Genomic DNA, 19,376 nt, shown 5'->3' with positions numbered 1-19,376 from the left:
AGGAGTCTCCTCAGATCTTGGCGGTCTCGCCGCCGTCGATGACGTACGTGGCCCCGCTGACGAAGCCGCTCAGCGGCGAGGCCAGGTAGCAGACCAGGGCGCCGATCTCCGCCGGGTCGGCGACCCGGCGGGCGGGGATCTTGGCGACCCGGCGGCGCAGCGTCTCGGGGTCGTCGAGCACCGCGCGCTGCGCCTCGGTGGCGAACGCGCCGGGGGCGATCGCGTTCACCTGGACGCCGTGCCTGGACCATTCGGCGGCCAGCGCCTCGGTGAGCCGGACCAGCGCGCCCTTGGACGCCGAGTAGACCGCGAGGCTGCCCTTGCCGCGCACGCCGGAGATGGAGGCGACGTTGACGACCTTGCCCGAGCCCTGCCCGACGAAGATCTCGCCGCAGGCGCGGGCGAGCAATGCGGGCGCCACCACGTTGACCGCGAAGACGTCCTCAAGCAGCTCGGCGGTGGCGTCCAGGAACTTCCCCGCGGGCGCGATGCCGGCGTTGTTGACCAGGATGTCCAGCCGGCCGAACTCCCGCAGCGCCCGCTCCGGCAGGGCCGCCAGCCCGGCCGCGTCGCGCATGTCGCACACGACGCCGGCGATGCGGCCCGGCGCCTCGGCCGCGAGCTTGTCCAGCTCGTCGCCGGAGCGAGCCGCGGCCACCACGTTCACGCCCTCGGCCACCAGGCTGCGCACGGCCGCGGCGCCGAGGCCGCGGCTGGCTCCGGTGACGATGGCGACCTTGCCGTCGAGTTCCAGGTTCACGCGCGCGCTCCCGGCTTGGATGGACGGCGGTGCCGGTCCATGGACTTCCAGCCCAGGGCGTCGTCGGCGATCAGGACGGCCTGGATGTTGGCCGAGCCCTCGCCGGTCTGCCAGAGCTTGGCGTAGTTGAGATAGGTGCTGATCGGCAGCTCGTCGCTGAAGGCGTAACCGCCGAAGATCTCGGCGGTGGCCTGGGCCGCCCGGTTGCACACCTCGCCGGCGTAGTACTTGGCGATGGAGCTCTCCCGGGTGGGGATGACGCCCTCGTCGTAGCGGGCGGCGGCGTCCTGGACCAGAGCCCTGGCGGCCGACACCTCGCAGGCCATGTCCGCGATCTGCTTCTTGACCATCTGGAAGGAGCCGATCCGCTGGCCGAACGCCTCGCGCTGGTTCGCGTACTCGACCGAGGCGTCCAGGCAGGCCTGGGCGAGGCCGACCGAGCGAGCGGCGACGGAGAGCCGGCCGTAGTCCATGGCGCTCATGGCGACCTTGAAGCCCTCGCCCTCCTCGCCGAGCAGGTTGGCGGCCGGCACCCGGACCTCGCTGAGGATGACCTCGTTGGTGGGCATCAGCTTGCCGAGCACCCGGCAGGGCACCCGGCTGGTGGCGAAGCCCGGCGTGCCGGTGGGCACCACGAACGCGCTCACCCCGCGGTGGCCCAGCTCGGGATCGGTCTTGGCGTAGACCACGGCGACGTCGGCGACGTTCGCGTTGGTGATCCACATCTTGCTGCCGGTGATGACGTAGTGGTCGCCGTCGCGCACGGCCCTGGTCCGCATGGCGCCCAGCAGGTCGGAGCCGCCGTCGGGCTCGGTCATCGCGTTGCAGCCCAGGAGCGTGCCGGAGATCAGGCCCGGCACGTACCGCTCGACCAGCTCGGCGGCGCCCCAGTTGGCGATGGTCAGCGGCACGGTGGCGGCCTGGAGGTTCATCGCGGCGCTCAGCGGCGGGTAGGCCCAGGCGAGCTGCTCGGCGACCGCGGCCAGCGCCTGGTAGCCGGCGTCGGTCCCGCCCACCTGCTCGGGGAAGCAGCAGCCGAAGAAGCCCAGCTCGCCCATCTGCCGGTAGAGGTCGCGGGGGAACTCCCCGGCCTCCTCCAGCTCCCGGATCCGGGGGCGGATCTCCTTGAGACCGAAGTCGCGCACGAGCGCTCCGAGCTCCTGTGCCGCCTCGCCGGCCATGTCGGTGGCTGTCACCATCTGATCCTCTCTGCGTCTCAACCGGCCAGCTCGGGAAGCACCCGGGTGCCGAACAGCTCCAGCTGGCGCATCGCCTCGGTGTGCGGGAGCCCCTGCCAGTGCGACTTGAACATGAAGTGCGTCATCCCCAGCTCGTCGCGGAGCCGGCCGAGCTGGTCGACGATCTCGGCCGGCGAGCCGAGCAGGAACTGCCGCTCGACGTCGATGCCGGGCGCGTCCGCCTGGACCGGGGTGTTCTCGCCCGACAGGCCCCACGAGCGGTAGGTCTGGTAGCGCAGGGCGCTGCGCCGCCGGGCCAGCTCCTCCGCCTCGCGGCGGGAGGAGGCCACGATGAGCTCGCGGCGCAGCGGGAAGTCGCCGTCGAGGGGCAGGCCGTGCGCGGCGCGCTCCTCAAGGAAGATCTCGCGCAGGCCGGCCAGCTCGTCGTGGCTGGGGAACGGCGGCGCGTACCAGGCGTCGCCCAGCCGTGCGGCGCGCCGCACGGCCGCCTCCGACTGGCCGCCGATCCAGACGGGCGGGCCGCCCGGCCGCGCCGGCTGGACGGCCGGGAGCACGTCCTCGACCTTCCAGTACGGGCTGTCGAAGTCGACCTTCTCCCCCGACCACAGGGCCTTGATGAGGGCGAGGCCGTGCTCGAACCGCTTGACCTTGGACCGGGAGTCGATGCCGAAGGCGCGGAACTCCCGCTCGGAGTAGCCGAGCCCGGCGCCGAAGACGCAGCGGCCGTCGGTGACCACGTCGAGCGTGGCGATCTGCTCGGCAAGGTCGACCGGGTTGGCCATGGACAGCAGCATGATCCCGGTGACGGCGGTCATGCGGGGCGCGGCGCCGTGCAGGTACGTGAGGTACGGGACCGGCTGGTAGTAGCGCAGCTCGGTGCCGAGGAAGTGCTGACCGGCCACCATCATGTCGAAGCCGAGCTGGTCGGCGACCCTGACCAGCTCGCGGTGCTCTCTCAGTTGTTGCCCGTACGGCGTCTCGGCGCCGTGGATCGGCGTGGTGAGGATGCCGAACCGCACTCCAGAACCCATCCTGACTCCTCTGCAATCCCTCCTATTGATACACATGATTATCCTCGTCCTGCAACTCGGGTCCGGCTGCTGAGAAGGACGAGGGCCGCGGACACCGCCGTGCAGGCCGTCACGGTGAGCCAGGCGGCGGGCAGGCCCGCGGCCTCGGACACGGCGGCGAACAGCAGCGGCCCGGTGGCCGCGCCCAGGGCGGTGCCCAGCTGGAACCTGGCCCCGGCCACTCCCGGCCGGTCCGGATGCTGCGCCAGCACGCCCATCAGCAGCAACGCGGGCCAGCCCCACGCGCCGCAGAAGGCGACGACGGTGCCGGCCACGGTGAGCGCGGTGCCGCCCGAGGCCATCGCGAGCATCCCCAGCGCGCAGGCGGCGATCATCACGGCCGCGGGCCTGAACCCGTCCGACCCGCGCCGGTCCGCCAGCCGCCCCGCGCCGAGCCGCACGACGAGCGACACGAGACTGGTGACCGAGATCACCAGCCCCGCCGTACTGACATCGAGCCCGGCCCGCGTGAGCGTGCTCACAGCAAAGGTCGTGAGCGAACCAATAGACAACGTCCCAAGCCCGGCCACAACCGAAACCCGCACCAACGACGTCACCGCCCTCGGACCTGTGCTCCCGACCCGCACCTCCCCAGCAACCGCCGCGAACCCTGGACTCGCGGGCGCGGACCGCACGTCTCCAGCGGCCGCCGCAGGCCCCGCACTCGCCACAGGCCCCGGACTCGCGCTTGCGGACCGCACCTCCCCAGCGGCGCCCGCAGACCCCGAACTCGCCGTAAGCCCCGGACCCGCAGGCGTGGGCCGCGTCTCTTCTGCGGACCCCGCCGAATCTTGATCTTTGCGTGCGGGTTGCGTCGTGGGCGCGGGGGTGTGCTCCGGACCGGTGGCCCGAGGTGAGGGCCGGGTGCGGGGGAGGCTGGTTGCGGCTGCGGCCACGGTCAGGAGGGTGGCGAGGACGAAGGCCCATTGCCAGCCGATGGTCAGGGCCACCAGGGGGACGGCGAGCCCGGCCAGGAGGGCGACGACGGGGGTCGCCGACTGCTTGGCGCCCAGCGCCGTGCCGCGCAGCCGGGCGGGGATCTCCCGGACCACGACCAGGTTGCTGGCGGGCGCTACCACCCCGTACCCCGCGCCCGCGACGACCAGCCACGCCAGCAGCGCCGCGACCGACCCGCTCGTGGCGACGCCGAGCTGGCTCACCAGGCTGACCGCCAGCCCCGCCAGGGCCGCGCGCCGCCAGCCGGCGCGGTCGATCAGACGGCCGCCGGCCAGGGCGGTGAGCCCGGTGCACGCCCAGAACGCGGTCACGCACAGCCCGAGCGCGCCGTCGCCGATGCCCAGGTCGGCCTGGATCTCGACGGCCAGGACACCCACCAGGATCGGGGTGGACACCACCGCCGCCAGCATGAGGATGGCCGCCCACCACGCCCGCCCGCCGGCGGGCACCGGCCGGAACGCCTGGACGGTCTCGGCCGGTTCCACCCGTTCCCGCTACAGGGTCACGGGCACGGTACGCGGCCCGCGCATCTTCAGCCCGACGTCACCCGCCGCCTCAGGGTCGGCCAGCCGCATCTCCGGGAACCGGTCCAGGAAGAGGTTCACGCCGATCTCCAGCTCCGCCTTCGCCAGCATGGCTCCCAGGCAGAAGTGCCGCCCGGAGCCGAACGCCAGATGGTCGGCCGCTCCCGAGAACGCCTTGGTCGCGTCCAGGTCCTCACGTTCGAGCACGAACCGGTCCGGATCGGCGTAGCGCCGGTCGTCGCGGTTGGCCGAGCCGATGAGCACCAGCACCGTGGACCCCGCCGGGATGAGCACGCCGCCGAGCTCGACGTCCTCCGTCGTCTCCCGCGTGTTGATCTGCGTCGGCGGGGAGAACCGCAGCGTCTCGGCGACCGCCTTGACGACCAGCGAGCGGTCATGCCTGATCCGCTCGAACTGGCCGGGGTCGGCGAGCAGGTTGCGGAACAGGCTCGCGAAGGTCTTGTCGGTCGTCTCCGCCCCGGCCGTCAGCAGCAGGCTGACGTACGCCCTGATCTCGTCGTCGGCGAGCGGCTCGCCGTCGATCTCGGCGGTGGCCAGGACCGACAGCAGGTCCTCTCCGGGGTTCGCCCGCCGTTCGGCGATGAACGGGGTGACGAACTCGCTGATCTCCGCCCGGACGGCGGCGGCCTCGGCGATGATCTCGGGGTCGCGGCCGAGGTTGGAGATGACCCGGATCACGGCGGTGTACCACCGCAGGAACCTCGGGTGGTCCTCCTTGTCGAAGCCGAGCAGGTCGGCGATCACGTACACCGGGAAGTAGTTGGCGAAGTCGCGCACCAGGTCGACGTCACGCCGCCCGGCCAGCTCCCCGGCGAGGTCCGTCGCGGCGCGCAGCACGATCTCCTCCACCACGGCGCCCGCGTTGCGCATGAGCATCGGGTGCAGCCGGTCCAGGCTCTTGCCCCGGAAGGCGGGAGACACCAGGGCCCGGTGCCGGGCATGCTCGGTGCCGTCCATCTGCAGGATCGTCTTGCCGTGCACCGGTTCGAGCTGCCACTCGTACGCCTTCGTACTGAAGACCGGGTTCTTGTACACCCGCGCGACGTCCTCGTACCTGCTGACCAGGTACGCCCGCACGCTCTCGTCCCAGACGACCGGCGCCTCGGCGCGCAGGCGGCGGTAGAAGGCGTGCGGGTCGGCGGCGACCTCCGGGGACAGCAGCTCCGGCAGACCACGATCAGTCATCACAACTCCTCACGACTCCAGCTCGGACCCGGTGGCCTTCCAGGCCGTGAACCCGCCGTCGACGCTCCACACCGCGCCGTTGACGAACGCGGCGGCGGGGCTCGCCAGGAAGCAGACGACCTCGGCCACGTCACGCGGCTTGCCGATGGAACGGCTGAGGTAGTTCGCCAGGACGTCCCGGCGGGTGGCCTCGGGGTCGGGGCGGGAGGCGATGTAGCGCGAGGCCATCTCGGTCTCGATCATCCCGGGCGCGTAGCAGTTGACCCGGATGCCGTCGGGGGCGAGCTCCAGCGCCAGGCTGCGGGTCAGCTGGGCCACTCCGGCCTTGCTGGCCGCGTACGCGAGGGTGTGCGGCCGGGCCAGGCCGGCGGCGATCGAGGCGGCGTTGATGATGGAGGGGTTCTCACTGCGCCGCAGGTGCGGCAGTGCGGCGCGGGCGGCGAGGTACGGTCCGCGCAGGTTGACGGCGTGCACCCGGTCCCACTCCTCGGGGCCGAAGTCCTCGATGCCGAGGGTGCGGCTGACCACGGCGTCGGCCACGCCGGCGTTGTTGTGCAGCACATCGAGGCCGCCCATGAGAGCGGTGGCACGTTCCACCATCTCGGTGATCGAGGCGGGGTCGCTCATGTCGCCGCGCACGTAGTCGGCGCGGGGGCCGATCTCGGCGGCCAGCCGCCTGCCCGCGTCGTCGGCGATGTCCGCGATGACCACCGTCGCGCCGCGGGCCGCGGCCAGGCGCGCCGTCTCGGCGCCGATGCCGCTCGCGCCGCCGGTGATGAGGAACCGCAGACCTGACACGTCTGACATCAGCCGGGGACCTTTCTGAAGTAGTTGGCGTGGCGGGGCCCGGTGAGCGCGTCGCTCACCGGCACCTCGGGCTCTCGGCCGGCGCGGGCGGCGCGCTCGCGCTCCTCCCCCACGGCGATCCGGCGCTCCTCGCACCGGCCGATCCCGCCTTCGGGCACCGCGTACAGGGTGAGGTAGCGGTAGGGCGGGCTCTGCCCGCCGACCGGCTCCAGGGCGAAGCGCTGGGCGCCCTCGAATCCCATGTGCTCGAAGGTGTGGGCGAGGTGCACCTGGTCGTACCAGCGGGCGTACTCGTCCTCCCGGCCCTGGACGGCGTTGTTGAAGACCACGAAGATCTCCCGATGGTCCTCGGGCAGGGACTCGGACGCCGAAGGGCTGACCCATCCGGTCTGCGGTACGGCCCGCCAGGCGACGTCACCGAACCCGGGGTCGAGCGCGCCGGGACCGGTCACGCGGGCGAGCGCCAGGACGGGGAAGACGGTGTCGTTCTCGCCGATGTCGCGCGCCAGCGACCAGACGGCGGCCCCGTCAGGGGCGGGCAGCCCGGCGGGGCCGAGCGCGATGAACGTCTCCATCAGGCCCGCCCGGTCGGCCGCTTGGGCTTCCAGCGGAGCAGCCACATCTCCATGAGGCGGATCAGCAGCATCAGGGCGATGCCCACGATCATGAGCACGAAGATCGCGGCGAACGTGCCGGCGGTGTCGAACTGGTTGGCCGACTGCACGAGCAGGTATCCGAGCCCGCGGTTGGACGACATCATCTCGGCCGTCACCGCGACCACGAGCGCGTACGGGGCCGACACGCTCAGACCGGAGATGATGAACGTCATCGCCGAGGGCAGGGTGGCCTTCAGGTGCACCTGCAGGCGGCTGGCCCGCATGAGCCGGAGCTTGTCCACCAGCAGGTGGTCGACGTCCTTGACCCCCGCGTACGTGGAGTAGAAGACGAGGAAGGCGACCACGCTGATGACCAGGGCCAGCTTGGAGCCGATGCCGATGCCGAACCAGAGCATGAACAGCGGCACCAGGGCCAGCCGCGGGATCGCGTAGATCGCGTCCACGAAGGGCTGGCAGACGGCGGCGAGGAACGGGCTGACGCCGAGGACGAACCCGGCCACGAGGCCGGCGAGCGCGCCCAGCACGAACCCGATCACGGTCGTCTGCAGCGTGACCCACAGGCTCGGCCACAGCAGGTTCTGCGAGACCCAGAGGCCCATGGCCTCCCAGATGAGGGACGGCTTGCTGACGTAGTACTGGTCGATCAGGACGTGCGGCTCGCCGGGCTTGCCGGCGAAGTACTCCCAGGCCGCGAGCCCGGCGACGAGCAGCGCCACCTGGATCGCGGTGATCAGCAGGCGCCGGGTCAGCCTCGGGTTGAGCCCGCCGGAGGCCGCCGGCGCGCCGACCGGCTTCGGGGCGGCCTCCGGCCGGCCGGCCTCGATCGTGTCGGACCTGGTCATCAGTGATCCTCCATCTGCGGGCTGAGCAGCGCCCACAGCCGTGACCAGACCGCGGCGAACTCGGGGTCCGTGCGCAGCGATCCGAAGTCGCGGGGCCGGGCGAAGGTGATGGGCTCGACGTGGATGATCCGCCCCGGGTTCGCGCCGAACACCACGACGCGGTCGGCCATGAGGATGGCCTCTTCGAGGTCGTGGGTCACGAACAGCACGGTCTTGCGCTCGCGTTCCCAGATCTCCAGGGTCTGCCGCTGCAGGTTGAGCCGCAGCTGCGCGTCCAGCGCGCCGAAGGGCTCGTCCATCAGCAGCGTGTTGGGACGGTAGACCAGGGTCTGCGCGAGCGCCGCGCGCTTGAGCATGCCGCCGGACAGCTGCGACGGGTACCTGTTGCCGTACTGGCCGAGGCCGACCAGGTCGAGCACCTGGGCGACCCGCTCCTTGCGCTCCCGGCGGGGCACCTTCTGCACCTCGAGCGGGAGCGAGACGTTCTTCTCCACGGTCCGCCAGGGCAGCAGGGTGTCCTTCTGGGTGACGTAGCCGACGTCGTTGTTGATGCCGTTGATGGGCTTGCCGTCGTAGAGCACCTCGCCCGTGCTCTGGGTGAGCAGGCCGGCGGCCATGTTGAGCAGGGTGCTCTTGCCGCAGCCGCTGGGGCCGATGATGCAGATGAACTCGCCCTTGCGGATCTCCAGGTCGATCCCCTGCACGGCGGTGAACGTGCGCTTGGCGGTGGTGAAGGTGCGCCCGACCTGGTGGTAGCTCACCGCGATCGGACGGTCGTCCGCCTGTGCCGCCGCGGCGGACGCGCGCTCGGTCGATGTTCCGATGCTGGACACGGGTCTCTCCCTCACTCAGGCGTCCGGCAGGGCCTTGACGAGCTCGGTGTCGTAGAGCTCCTCGAACGGCACGGAGACCGGGTCCGGCTTGCCGATGTTGTAGACCTTGATCAGGTTGTCGGCGAGCTCCTGGGTGGGCACGATGCTGCCGGTGAAGACGGGCAGGATCGCCTCGATGCCGGTCTTCCACGCGGCGTCGCTGGTGCTGGCGAAGAACTTCTGGTGCAGGGCGTCGCTGTGCTCCTGGCTGAAGTCCTTGGCGTCGTCGCGGGCCTGCGTCATCGCCTTGAGGAACTTCGTCACCGCGTCGGGCTGGTTCTTCAGGAAGTCCGGGTTGACGGCCACCACGATGTAGGGGATGTTCGCCGCTTCGGGGGCGTCCTTGACGATGTCGATGAACACCTTGCCCCAGCCGTCGGCCTCGGGGCCGGTCGTCTGGCTGGGGAACCCGGCGAGCCCGTCGGACGCGCCCTGCTTGACCGCGGCGGTGCCGGCGGCGGCGTCGCTGAACGGCTGGATCGTCACGTCGCTGTCCGGCTTGAGGCCGCCGAGGGTGAGGATCTGCCGGAACAGGAGGTCCGTCGTGGAGCCGGTCGCCGCTGAAGCGATCTTCAAACCCTTGAGCGCCGCGAGCTTCTCCTGGTACGGGGACTCAGGCGTGACGCCCTTCTGGGCGAGCTTCTCCAGCGTCTGGTTGTTGAGCGTGATCTGCTCGGGCGCCGGGGCGCCGAGCACGGCCACCACCTTGACCAGCTTGCCGGCCGCGGCCGAGGCCAGCGGAGCGGTCCCGCCGGTGAGCGCGATGTCGGCCTGACCTTGGGCGACGGCCTGGATCAGCTGGTTGGCGTTGAAGATGGAGGTCTTGTTGTCGATCTCGATGCCCTGCTGGGCGAAGTAGCCCTGGGCTTCCGCCTGCAGCCTGGGGTAGCTGCACAGACAGGCCGAGCCGGCGTCGATGTAACTGATCGTGGTCAGCCCGCCATCGCCGGACGCGGCGCTCTCGCCACCCTCCGGCGAGGAGGATGCGCATCCGCTGACGAGAACCGTGAGCAGGACCGCGAGGGCCGAGGCAACGAGTTTTGTGGAACGAACCATAGGAGCGCTCATCTCCGGGGGGCGTGCAGGTAGGCCTCAATAATTCCTGATAACGATAGGGACAGTAGAGCGCAACGTCAACGATTTCCCCGCGTCGACTTGGCGTCACCGGAGTGTCTGCGAGCAGCCAGATCTTGCCGGTTACGGACTCGGCGGACCCGGACGGACCCTCATGAGGGCAGGGTAAGCGATGGCCGGAGCGCGCTACGCCCCGGCCCTGTGCCCTGTGTGGATTCCGTACGATTGGTTATCACTGATAGCGCGGCAGGTGCCTCGGCGGGGACGCCCCGGCCACCGGCGCGCCCGGATCCCCGTCCGGAGACGCCTCGATGTGTTGACGTGATCTTCAACAAGCCGTTGGCGGGCCGTGCTCAGGCGAGGGCGCCGTCGGCGCGCAGCCGGGCCGCGGCCTCGGTGATCCAGGAGGTGACCTCGCCGACCTCCGCCACGGCCCTGGGCAGGTTCAGCACCACCTCGTCCACGTCCCGTTCGGCCAGCGCACGGACGCCGGCGAGCGGCTCGTCCTCCGGGGCCCGCGCCACGATGTGGAAGGAGGAGCGCTCGCGATCCTGGCGCTCCAGCTCGGCCTGGAGCGCGGTGACGTAGGTAGCGGTCTGGTCCGCCGTGCCGGGAGGGCCGTACCAGCCTTCGCCGTGCTGGACGGCGCGGGCCAGGGCGCGCTCGCTGGCTCCGCCGATGAGCACCGGCACCGGCGCGGTCACCGGCGGGGCGACGGTGAGCTCGGGGAAGGAGTACCACCGGCCCTCGTGCCGCACCGGCTCTCCGGTCCACGCCCGGCGCATGACGTCCAGCATCTCCTCGGTGCGGCCGCCGCGGCCGGAGAACTCCTGGTCCAGGGACTCGAACTCGGTGCGCATCCAGCCCACGCCGACCCCGAGCACGAGCCGTCCGCCGGACAGCTCCTGGGCGGACATCACCGAGCGCGCGGCGATGAGCGGGTGGCGCAGCGGCAGCACGTAGACGCCGATGCCCAGCCGGATCCGGGAGGTCGCGGCCGCCAGGTGGCCCGCCATCACCAGCGGGTCCGCGAACGGCGTCGCCGGGTCGAAGCTCGGCCGGCCGTGCGCGCTGTACGGGTACTTGCCGTCGGTCATGGTCGGCGAGACGACGTGGTCGGGGATCCACAGCCCGTGGAACCCCTCCTGCTCGGCCGTCTCCGCGATGGGCCGGTACCACGTGAGCGGGAAGCCGAAACAGCGCACCGACACCTTCATGACGCTCTCACCTTTTCTTGACATGGCAACGTGGTCACCATACTAATCATGCATACCAATTATGACCCCCGGGAGGGCACAACCATGACGAAGCGCCCAGGCGTGATGGTCGCCATGTTCGACATCCCCGACTCCTTGGACGAGGAGTTCAACACCTGGTACGAGGAGGAGCACATCCCCGAGAAGATCGGCCGGGTGCCGGGCTTCCTGAGCGCGCGCAGGTACAAGGCGCTGGACGGGCGGCCGAACTACCTGTGCATCTACGAGCTGGAGGACGTCTCCGTCGTCGACAACCCCGACTACCAGCAGAACTACCGTAACGGCACGGTGACGACCGAGCGCATGAAGGCCAAGGCCAAGACCTTCTACCGCAACGTCTACGTCCAGATCCACGAGGCCGCGAACGGCCTGCCGCTGCCGGAGTGAGGACGGGCATGAGCGACCTGGAGAGCCGGATCCGCCGGCTGGAGGACCTGGAGGAGATCCGCGGCCTGGCCGTCCGGTACGGGTTCGCGGTGGACGAGCGCGACCTGGACGGCGTCTGCGCGCTCTTCACCGAGGACGCCGAGCTGCGCACCATGAGCGGGCCCGGCAAGGGCAAGGGCGTCGCGGCGATCGCCGCCTACTTCGGCGGCCGGTTCGCCGCCCTCGGGCCGACGAACCACTTCACCCACGGCCACGTCGTGGACTTCGACGACGAGGACCCGGACGTGGCCACCGGGCTGGTCTCCTCGCACGCCGAGGTGTGGCGGGACGGCGCGCCGATGATCACCGCGCTCCGCTACCACGACCGCTACCGGCGCGGCCCTGACGGCTGGCGGTTCAGCGAGCGGGTGCAGGCCTACATGTACTTCGTCGACGTCCGCGAGTATCCGCAGGCGCTGGGCGACCGGCTGCGCATGCGGGCGGGCGACCCCTGGAAGAAGGCGGACTGGCCGGCCGGTCTGTGACCGGGTGGAGGGCCGCTCGCGGCCCTCCGCCTCAGGACCGCGCGTCCCAGCGGATGGTCTGCTCCAGCAGCTTCGGATGCTTGCGCTCGACGTAGCGGACGTAGGCGTCGATGTGTTCCTGCATGCGGGCCTCCGCGCCCGCCGCGTCGCGGGCGGCGATCATGGCGTAGATCTCCTCGTGGGCCTTGAGGATGGCCTTACGCCTGCGCTGCGGGTAGTCGCTGCCCACGGCGCTGTAGTCGACGGCGGCGACGGTGCCGTCGAGGATGCCGAGCAGCGAGTCGACGATGTAGCCGAAGAGCGCGTTGCCCGATCCCCAGGCGATGATGTCGTGGAAGCGCTGGTTGGTGTCGAAGAAGATGTAGTCGTCGTCCATGTGGTCACGCATGTCGGCCAGGCACCGGCCCAGCTCGGCGATCTGGTCGTCGCTCATGCGCTCGGCGGCCAGGGCGCCCGTCTTGGGCTCCAGCGTGGCCCGCACCTCCATGATCGCCCGGAACGGGGCCTGCTTGACCTGCATGAGCAGCAGCATGGTGCTGGCCAGGTGGGACGGGTCGGGGTCGAGCAGCACCGGGCCGCCCTTGGGGCCGGGCTTGAGGGCGATGACGCCGTGGAACTCCAGCAGCCGCAGGGCCTCACGGAGCGTGCCGCGCCCGATCTCGTACTTCTCCAGCATGATGCGCTCGGGCAGGAGCATGTCGCCGGGGTGGAGGTCGTCCCGGCTGACGTCACGCATGATCCGCTGGGCCACCAGCATCGCGGCCTTGGGCGGCCGGGTACCGTTCGTCATGTCGCCCCTTCGTGGAGGTGATCGCCCGAGGTCCTGAATCTATGCTAACCATAGCGGTTGATACACCCCTGGTGGCGACGTCGGCGAAGCCGGTCCCGGCCGGGCGGGGTCAGCAGTCGCAGCCGATGGCGTGCGCGGGAGCGGTGAGCGGGTCCACCGCGCGGACGACCCGGCCGTGGTCGTCCTCGACAGGGTAGCCCTCGCGGGCCCAGTACTCGAACCCGCCGATCATCTCCTTCACCTGGTAGCCGAGCTTGGCGAACTCCAGCGCGGCACGGGTGGCGCCGTTGCAGCCGGGTCCCCAGCAGTAGGTGACGACCGGCATGTCCAGGGGGATCTCCAGAGGCGCGCGACGGGCGATCCGCGCGGTCGGCAGGTGGACGGCGCCGGTGACGCGGCCCTGGGTCCAGGCGTCGTCCCCCCGGGAGTCGACCAGCACGAACCGGGCGCCGCGTTCCTGGTCGGCGTGCACGTCAGAGGGGTCCGTCTCGAACTGGAGCTTGCCGGCGAAGTGGGCCACGAGAGCGCTCGCGGCGGAAGTGACGGGTGACATGCCTCGACGATACTGACGGCTCCGGCCTCGGCTGAAGAGCCGATCACCGGCATTCCGCCGCTATAGCGGGGAATTTGATGCAATATCTAGGACATGACCTTCAGTGTCCCTTACGAGCTCGACAAGGTCGACGCGAGCATCCTGCGGGCTCTCCAGGCGAACGGCCGGCAGAGCGTCGCGGACCTGGCGCGGAGCATCAACATGAGCCACAGCGCGACGGCGGAGCGCGTCCGGCGGCTCGAACAGGCGGGCGTGATCACTGGCTACGGCGCCCAGGTCGACCCGGAGCGGCTCGGGTTCACGATCATGGCCTTCCTGCGCCTGCGCTACCCGAGCAGCGCCTACGAGCCGCTGCACAGCCTGCTCGCCGAGCTCCCCGAGGTGATCGAGGCCCATCACGTCACGGGCGACGACTGCTTCGTGATGAAGGTCGTCGCCACGGACATGAAGCACCTGGAACGGGTGAGCGGCCGGATCGGCGCGCTCGGCGGCGTCACCACGAGCGTCGTCTACTCGTCCCCGCTCCCGCCGAGACCGCTGCTGCCGCCGGGACCGCCCGCCGGGCCGGACGGCCCTCCGCTCAGCGGCGGGCGGGCGCCGGTGTGATCGGGCTCGCGGCCAGGTGGCGGCCTCGCGGGGTGGCGTCGGCGAGCACGCCGTCGTGGACCACCACCCGGCCGCCGACCAGGACGGTGCGCGGCCTGCCGGTGACCGTCATCCCCTCGTACGGCGTGTAGTCGGTCGCCATGTGCAGGTCGCCTGAGGTGATCGTCCAACGGGCGGACGGGTCCCAGATCGCGATGTCGGCGTCGGCGCCCGGCATGAGGGTGCCCTTGCGGGGATACAGGCCGTTCGTCCGGGCGGGGTTGGCCGCGGTCAGCTCGACGAACCGGCTGACCGGCAGCGCGCCGCCCGCCACGAACTCCGAGAAGATCACCGGCAGCCGGGTCTCGACGCCGGGCAGCCCGTTCGGCATGGCGCGCACGTCGGACCGGCGTGACTCCTTCTGCGCCACGTCGTAACAGCAGTGGTCGCTGCCGATCGTGGTGATCTCGCCGGTGGCCAGGTGGCGGGCGAGACCGTCCACCACCGGGCGCGGGCGCAGCGGCGGGCAGCACACGAACCGCTCGGGGGCGGCCCCGGCGTAGAGCCCGTCGTCCAGCACCAGGTGGTGCGCGACGGACTCGGTGTAGGCCGCCAGGCCGCGCCGCCTGGCCGCGGCCACCAGCTCGACTGCCTCCGGCGTGGACTGGTGCACGAAGTAGACCGGCGCCTTCAGGGACTCGGCGATGGCCAGCACCTCGGCCACGGACGCGGTCTCGGCCAGCTCGGGCCGGGTCGCCGCCATGTGCTCGGCGCCGATCCGGCCGTCGTGCGAGCAGCGCGTCTGGGTGTCCTCGATGATGTGGTTGGCCTCGCAGTGGATCACCACCATGCCGCCGAGGTCACGCAGCGTGGACATGGTGCGCAGGATCGTGTCCTCGTCGGCCATCGTCTCGCCGCGGTAGGTGGTGAACATCTTCACCGTCGGCATGCCGTCGGCGACCAGTGAGCGGAGCTGGTCGGGCACCGTCTCGTCCCACTCCACGACGCAGGCGTGCAGCGCGCTGTCGCACAGGCCGCCCGCCGCCTTGGCCCGCTGGGCGTGCGCGGCGTCGGCGGGAGCCTGGCCGGGACGCGGGATGGCGAAGTCCACGATCGTGGTGGTGCCGCCGAACACCGCGGCCGTCGTGCACTGGGCGTAGTCGTCGAGTGAGGTGAAGTCACCCGAGGTGAAGCCGACGTGGCAGTGCGGGTCGACGCCGCCGGGCAGCACCAGCATGCCGCCGGCGTCGATCTCGGCGGTGCCGCGCGGCGCGGGCGTGCCCGGCTCGGCCAGCGCGGTCACCCTTCCATCCGCGACGAACACGTCGGCGGGGGCGCACCAGCTCGCCTCCGCCACCGTGCCGCCGCGGATCACCACAGGGTCGCTCATCCGCCGGCTCCGGCCAGGTGCGCGCGCCAGCCTCCGGCCTCGCTGATGTCCACGACGCCCGGCGCCTCCAGCGCCTCGGCGCGCATCCGCATCGACAGCGAGCCGCTGCCGTCGGCCAGCTCGATCACGCCGAGCTCCAGCTCGGGCGGCTCGCCCGGCAGCAGGTGGTCGCGCAGGATCTCGTACGTGACCTCGTACAGCTCGCCGGGCACCGCGTAGCCGTCGCCGACCGGGTGGAGGCCGGGGAACTCGTCGCGTACGGAGTAGAACCGGTAGCGGGGCGCCGTCGTCGCCGGCCCCAGGAACCGGGCGCCGGCCAGCGCGGCGTTCAGGCTGCCGCCCGACATCGCCTGGCCGTTGACGAACATGCGCAGATTCTCCACGTGGTGCTCCTTCATGCGGTGGTGTGGCGCCGCTTGGCGAGCGCCGGGTCGGGGACGGGCACGGCGTCGAGCAGCGAGCGGGTGTAGGGGTGGCTCGGCTCGCCGTAGATCTGCTCGCGGGTGCCGATCTCGGCCAGCTCGCCGTCGAGCATGACCGCCACCCGGTCGCAGAGGTAGTAGACGACCGCCAGGTCGTGGGCGATGAACAGGATGGACAGGCCCAGCCGTTCGCGCAGGTCGCGCAGCAGGTTCAGCACCTGGGCCTGGACCGACACGTCCAGCGACGAGACCGGCTCGTCGCAGATGAGCAGCCGCGGCTCCACCGCGAGGGCGCGGGCGATGGAGATGCGCTGGCGCTGCCCGCCGGAGAAGGAGCGCGGGTGGCGGTCCAGGTGCTCGGCCGACATGCCGACCGTCTCCAGCAGTTCCGCGGCCCGTTCGCGGCGTCGCCGGCGATCGGGTTCCAGCCCGTGCACGAGCAGCGGCTCGCCGACGAGCTCGGCCACGGTCATGCGCGGGTTCAGCGACGAGTACGGGTCCTGGAAGACCATCTGCATGTCCGCCCGCAGGGCGCGCAGCTCGCGCCGCCCGGCGGTGAGCACGTCGCGGCCGCCGAGGAGGACCCGGCCGCTGTCCGGGCGGGTGAGCCGGGTGACGCACCGCGCGGTGGTGGACTTGCCCGACCCGGACTCCCCGACCAGGCCGAGCACCTCGCCCGGCGCCACGTCGAAGGAGACGCCGCCCAGCACGCGCCGCCCGCCGAAGGTCTTGACCAGGTCACGGACCTGGAGCAGCGGCTCGCTCACGATTCCTCCTCCTCGGGCGCGTTCCCGGCGGCGCCGATGACGGCCAGCGGCCGGGTGACGTCGCCGCCGATGCGCGGGACGGCGGCCAGCAGCGCCCTGGTGTAGTCGTGCCGGGGCGCGTTGTAGATCTGGTCGACGGTGCCGGTCTCGACGGCCCGGCCGTGGCGCATCACCACCGCCCGCTCGGCGAACCCGGCGACGATGCCCAGGTCGTGGGTGATCAGCAGGATGGACATGCCGCGCTCGGCGGCCAGCTCGTGCAGCAGTTCCAGGACCCGTGCCTGCACCCGCACGTCCAGCGCGGTCGTGGGCTCGTCGGCGATGAGCAGCGCGGGCTCGGCGATGACCGCGATGGCGATCACCACGCGCTGCCGCATGCCGCCGGAGAACTGGTGCGGGTAGTCGTCGACGCGGTGCTCCGCGTCGCGCACGCCGAGCCGTTCCAGCAGCTCGATCGCCCGGCGGCGGGCCACCCGCCGGGACACGCCCCGGATGACGAGCGGCTGCATGACCTGGCGGCCGATGGTCATGACCGGGTTGAGCGAGGCCAGCGGGTCCTGGAAGACCAGGCCGACCCGGCCGCCGCGGATCTCGCGCATCCGGCGCTGCGGCAGCCCCAGCAGGTCGACGCCCTCCAGCTCGATCCCGCCGGACAGCCGCGCGTCCGGATCCAGCCGGAGCACGGCCCGCGCCGTGACCGACTTGCCGGACCCCGACTCGCCGACCAGGGCGACCCGCTCGCCGGGCGCGAGGTCGAGGTCCACGCCGTGGACGACCTCGGCCATGCCTCCCGCGCCTCCCGCCGCCGGGTAGGACACCCGCAGGTCCCGGATGCGGAGCAGGGGGTCGGTGCTCATCGCGCCTCCTGACGGATCGTCGGGTCGTTGCGCACCCGCAGCCAGTCGCCCACCAGGTTGAACGCCAGGGCGGTCAGCAGCAGGGCGAGGCCCGGGAAGGCCACGGCCCACCAGGCGTTGGTGAGGTTGTTGGCCTCACCGGCGATCATCGCGCCCCACTCGGACGAGGGCACCTGGGCGCCCACGCCGATGAAGGACAGGCCGGAGATCACCAGCATCACCGCGCCCACGTCCACCGTGGTCTGCACGTAGAGCGTGTTGAGCGCGTTGGGCAGGATGTGCCGGAAGATCAGCCGTCCCTGCGGGACGCCCATGACGCGGGCCGCGTCGACGTACTCGGCGTCCTTGACCTCGCGGACGAGCGTGCGCACCAGCCGGGCGTAACCCGGCCACCAGGTGAGCGACAGCGCGATGACCGCGGAGGACAGGCCGGGCCCGAGCGCGGCGGCCAGGCCGAGGGCCAGGATGATCGCCGGCAGCGACAGCCCGATGTCGGTGATCCGCATGAGCACCTCGTCGACGACCTTCCCGCCGAGCGCCGCGAGCGTGCCGATCAGCAGGCCGATCAGCGTGGAGGCGGCGATGACGACGAGGGTCGCCGGCAGGGTGACGCGGGCGCCGTACAGGACCCGGCTCAGCACGTCCCGGCCGTTGGAGTCGGTGCCGAGCCAGTGCTCGGCCGACGGCGGCAGGAGCGACCGGGAGAGGTCCACCGCGTACGGGTCGTACGGGGCGAGCAGCGGCCCGGCGACGGCCATCAGGACCACGAGCGCCGCCACGGCGAGGGCGATCCCCTCCACGACGGGCACCCGGCGCCGGGTCCGCGGCTTGGCGGCGGCGTGCGCGCTCATGCCGGCACCTCCGTCGCGGGGGTCTCGGAAGGCACGGTCGTGCGCCGGGCGCGGGCGCCGGTGTGGCGCAGCCTCGGGTTCAGCCAGAGCTGGACGAGGTCGACGGCGATGTTCGCCAGCACGAAGACCACTCCGATCACGAGAACCGTGCCGATCACGGCGTAAAGGTCGTTCTGCAGCACCGCGGTCACCGCGTAGGAGCCGATGCCGGTCCTGCCGAAGACGGACTCGACCAGGACGGTGGAGCCGAGCATCCAGCCGAGCTGCATGCCGAGGATGGTGCTGGCGGGCACCAGCGCGTTGCGCAGCCCGTGCCGCACCACCACGCGGAACTCCGACGCGCCGGTCGCCCGGGCCAGCGCGATGTAGTCGCAGCTCAGCGCGGTGAGCATGGAGGAGCGCACGGTCCTGGCCACCACCGCCACGAACGACGCGGCGAGCGTCACGGCCGGCAGCAGCAGGTGGGCCATGGCGTCGCCGAAGGCCGCCATGTCACCGCTGAGCAGCGCGTCCACCGAGGTCATGCCGGTGATGGCCGGCACCTGGCGGCCGAAGGAGAGCTGCCCGGTGAGGGGCAGCACCCTGAGCTCGGCGGCGAACACCAGCTGGAGCATCAGGCCGAGCCAGAACACCGGCACGGCCGCGCCCAGCAGGGTGATCAGCCGGGCGGCGGCGTCCGCCGCCCGGCCGCTCCGCCAGGCGGCGTACGTCCCCAGCGGCACCGCCACCACGATGTTGATCACCATGGCGGCGAGCACCAGTTCCAGCGAGGAGGGCAGCATGGCCGCGACATCCTCCAGCACCGGGCGCTGGGTGAACACCGACGTCCCGATGTCTCCCTGGAACAGCCGGCCCATGTAGGCCAGGAACTGGTCCCACACCGGCTGGTCCAGGCCCAGCCGGGCGGCGACGGCGGCCACCTGCTCGGCTGTCGCGTTGCGCCCGGCGGCGGCGCGGGCCGGGTCGCCGGGCAGCACCTGGGTCATCAGGAACGTGACGACGGCCAGGCCGACCAGCACGACGACGCTCGTGACGAGCCGCCGGAGCAGCAAACGGGCCATGCGGG

The 19,376-nt window shown here is 71.7% G+C and carries 22 protein-coding genes; 3 read left to right on the top strand and 19 right to left on the bottom strand.

The genetic code is table 11. The features are described from left to right. Positions 1–10: 10 nt before the first annotated feature. The 11 genes from FR742_RS12270 to FR742_RS12220 all read right to left on the bottom strand — a co-directional run bounded on the left by FR742_RS12270 (position 11) and on the right by FR742_RS12220 (position 11,145). The gene (locus FR742_RS12270; protein WP_148031084.1) at positions 11–760 is read right to left on the bottom strand and encodes an SDR family NAD(P)-dependent oxidoreductase; all 750 of its coding nucleotides are present in this window, start codon (positions 758–760) and stop codon (positions 11–13) included. Then, on the bottom strand, positions 757–1,959 hold the full coding sequence (locus FR742_RS12265; RefSeq protein WP_148031083.1) for an acyl-CoA dehydrogenase family protein: 1,203 nt from the start codon (positions 1,957–1,959) through the stop codon (positions 757–759). The genes FR742_RS12270 and FR742_RS12265 overlap by 4 nt, the downstream gene beginning before the upstream one ends. Before the next feature lie 17 nt (positions 1,960–1,976). Then, positions 1,977–2,990, bottom strand: coding sequence for an LLM class flavin-dependent oxidoreductase (locus tag FR742_RS12260; RefSeq protein WP_187281121.1), 1,014 nt, complete (start codon positions 2,988–2,990; stop codon positions 1,977–1,979). A gap of 38 nt (positions 2,991–3,028) precedes the next feature. Then, on the bottom strand, positions 3,029–4,471 hold the full coding sequence (locus FR742_RS12255; protein ID WP_148031081.1) for an MFS transporter: 1,443 nt from the start codon (positions 4,469–4,471) through the stop codon (positions 3,029–3,031). Between the two features lie 9 nt (positions 4,472–4,480). Further along, positions 4,481–5,716, bottom strand: a complete 1,236-nt coding sequence (locus FR742_RS12250; protein WP_148031080.1) for a cytochrome P450 — start codon at positions 5,714–5,716, stop codon at positions 4,481–4,483. Between the two features lie 9 nt (positions 5,717–5,725). Next, positions 5,726–6,523: an SDR family NAD(P)-dependent oxidoreductase gene (locus FR742_RS12245; protein WP_148031079.1), complete on the bottom strand. Its 798-nt coding sequence runs from the start codon at positions 6,521–6,523 to the stop codon at positions 5,726–5,728. Then, positions 6,523–7,143: a hypothetical protein gene (locus tag FR742_RS12240; RefSeq protein ID WP_148031078.1), complete on the bottom strand. Its 621-nt coding sequence runs from the start codon at positions 7,141–7,143 to the stop codon at positions 6,523–6,525. Before FR742_RS12240 ends, FR742_RS12245 begins: the two co-directional genes overlap by 1 nt. After that, on the bottom strand, positions 7,098–7,982 hold the full coding sequence (locus tag FR742_RS12235) for an ABC transporter permease (protein ID WP_148031077.1): 885 nt from the start codon (positions 7,980–7,982) through the stop codon (positions 7,098–7,100). The genes FR742_RS12240 and FR742_RS12235 overlap by 46 nt, the downstream gene beginning before the upstream one ends. Beyond that, on the bottom strand, positions 7,982–8,815 hold the full coding sequence (locus tag FR742_RS12230; RefSeq protein WP_148031076.1) for an ABC transporter ATP-binding protein: 834 nt from the start codon (positions 8,813–8,815) through the stop codon (positions 7,982–7,984). The genes FR742_RS12235 and FR742_RS12230 overlap by 1 nt, the downstream gene beginning before the upstream one ends. 15 nt (positions 8,816–8,830) lie before the next feature. Beyond that, positions 8,831–9,910, bottom strand: a complete 1,080-nt coding sequence (locus FR742_RS12225) for an ABC transporter substrate-binding protein (protein ID WP_187281120.1) — start codon at positions 9,908–9,910, stop codon at positions 8,831–8,833. Between the two features lie 371 nt (positions 9,911–10,281). Next, complete coding sequence (locus FR742_RS12220) at positions 10,282–11,145, bottom strand: TIGR03619 family F420-dependent LLM class oxidoreductase (protein WP_187281119.1); 864 nt, start codon at positions 11,143–11,145, stop codon at positions 10,282–10,284. Between the two features lie 84 nt (positions 11,146–11,229). Between FR742_RS12220 and FR742_RS12215 the strand changes: the two genes are divergently transcribed. Beyond that, positions 11,230–11,571, top strand: coding sequence for a DUF4286 family protein (locus tag FR742_RS12215; protein ID WP_148031073.1), 342 nt, complete (start codon positions 11,230–11,232; stop codon positions 11,569–11,571). An 8-nt stretch (positions 11,572–11,579) separates the two neighbouring features. After that, positions 11,580–12,095, top strand: coding sequence for a nuclear transport factor 2 family protein (locus FR742_RS12210; protein WP_148031072.1), 516 nt, complete (start codon positions 11,580–11,582; stop codon positions 12,093–12,095). Positions 12,096–12,126: 31 nt separating this feature from the next. On the opposite strand, the gene FR742_RS12205 is transcribed toward FR742_RS12210, so the two are convergent. Together FR742_RS12205 and FR742_RS12200 are read right to left on the bottom strand one after the other, a co-directional pair. Beyond that, positions 12,127–12,885, bottom strand: a complete 759-nt coding sequence (locus FR742_RS12205) for a FadR/GntR family transcriptional regulator (RefSeq protein WP_148031071.1) — start codon at positions 12,883–12,885, stop codon at positions 12,127–12,129. Between the two features lie 109 nt (positions 12,886–12,994). Next, positions 12,995–13,438, bottom strand: a complete 444-nt coding sequence (locus FR742_RS12200; RefSeq protein ID WP_148031070.1) for a rhodanese-like domain-containing protein — start codon at positions 13,436–13,438, stop codon at positions 12,995–12,997. A 93-nt stretch (positions 13,439–13,531) separates the two neighbouring features. Between FR742_RS12200 and FR742_RS12195 the strand changes: the two genes are divergently transcribed. Beyond that, on the top strand, positions 13,532–14,044 hold the full coding sequence (locus FR742_RS12195; protein ID WP_148031069.1) for an Lrp/AsnC family transcriptional regulator: 513 nt from the start codon (positions 13,532–13,534) through the stop codon (positions 14,042–14,044). Here the strand turns inward: FR742_RS12195 and hydA are convergent. Genes hydA through FR742_RS12165 form a run of 6 tightly spaced genes read right to left on the bottom strand, consistent with a single transcriptional unit; the run spans position 14,019 to position 19,371 of the window. Next, positions 14,019–15,413 (bottom strand): dihydropyrimidinase, encoded by a 1,395-nt coding sequence (gene hydA, locus FR742_RS12190; RefSeq protein ID WP_148031068.1) that lies wholly within the window; start codon positions 15,411–15,413, stop codon positions 14,019–14,021. The two genes, FR742_RS12195 and hydA, sit on opposite strands and share 26 nt — an antisense overlap. Next, positions 15,410–15,796 carry a gamma-glutamylcyclotransferase gene (locus FR742_RS12185; protein WP_148031067.1) on the bottom strand — a complete coding sequence of 129 codons (387 nt, stop codon included), beginning with the start codon at positions 15,794–15,796 and terminating at the stop codon, positions 15,410–15,412. Before FR742_RS12185 ends, hydA begins: the two co-directional genes overlap by 4 nt. 11 nt (positions 15,797–15,807) lie before the next feature. Next, positions 15,808–16,602 (bottom strand): ATP-binding cassette domain-containing protein, encoded by a 795-nt coding sequence (locus tag FR742_RS45715; protein ID WP_261808486.1) that lies wholly within the window; start codon positions 16,600–16,602, stop codon positions 15,808–15,810. After that, on the bottom strand, positions 16,599–17,459 hold the full coding sequence (locus FR742_RS45710; protein ID WP_148031065.1) for an ABC transporter ATP-binding protein: 861 nt from the start codon (positions 17,457–17,459) through the stop codon (positions 16,599–16,601). Before FR742_RS45710 ends, FR742_RS45715 begins: the two co-directional genes overlap by 4 nt. Continuing rightward, complete coding sequence (locus FR742_RS12170; protein WP_148031064.1) at positions 17,456–18,310, bottom strand: ABC transporter permease; 855 nt, start codon at positions 18,308–18,310, stop codon at positions 17,456–17,458. The genes FR742_RS45710 and FR742_RS12170 overlap by 4 nt, the downstream gene beginning before the upstream one ends. Next, positions 18,307–19,371 carry an ABC transporter permease gene (locus FR742_RS12165; protein ID WP_148031063.1) on the bottom strand — a complete coding sequence of 355 codons (1,065 nt, stop codon included), beginning with the start codon at positions 19,369–19,371 and terminating at the stop codon, positions 18,307–18,309. Before FR742_RS12165 ends, FR742_RS12170 begins: the two co-directional genes overlap by 4 nt. Positions 19,372–19,376: the final 5 nt, after the last annotated feature.

This window comes from Nonomuraea sp. C10, from assembly GCF_008017515.1.
Taxonomy (GTDB): domain Bacteria; phylum Actinomycetota; class Actinomycetes; order Streptosporangiales; family Streptosporangiaceae; genus Nonomuraea; species Nonomuraea ferruginea.
The sequence above is the reverse complement of the archived record's forward strand: the minus strand, read 5'-3'. Positions and strand labels throughout refer to the sequence as shown.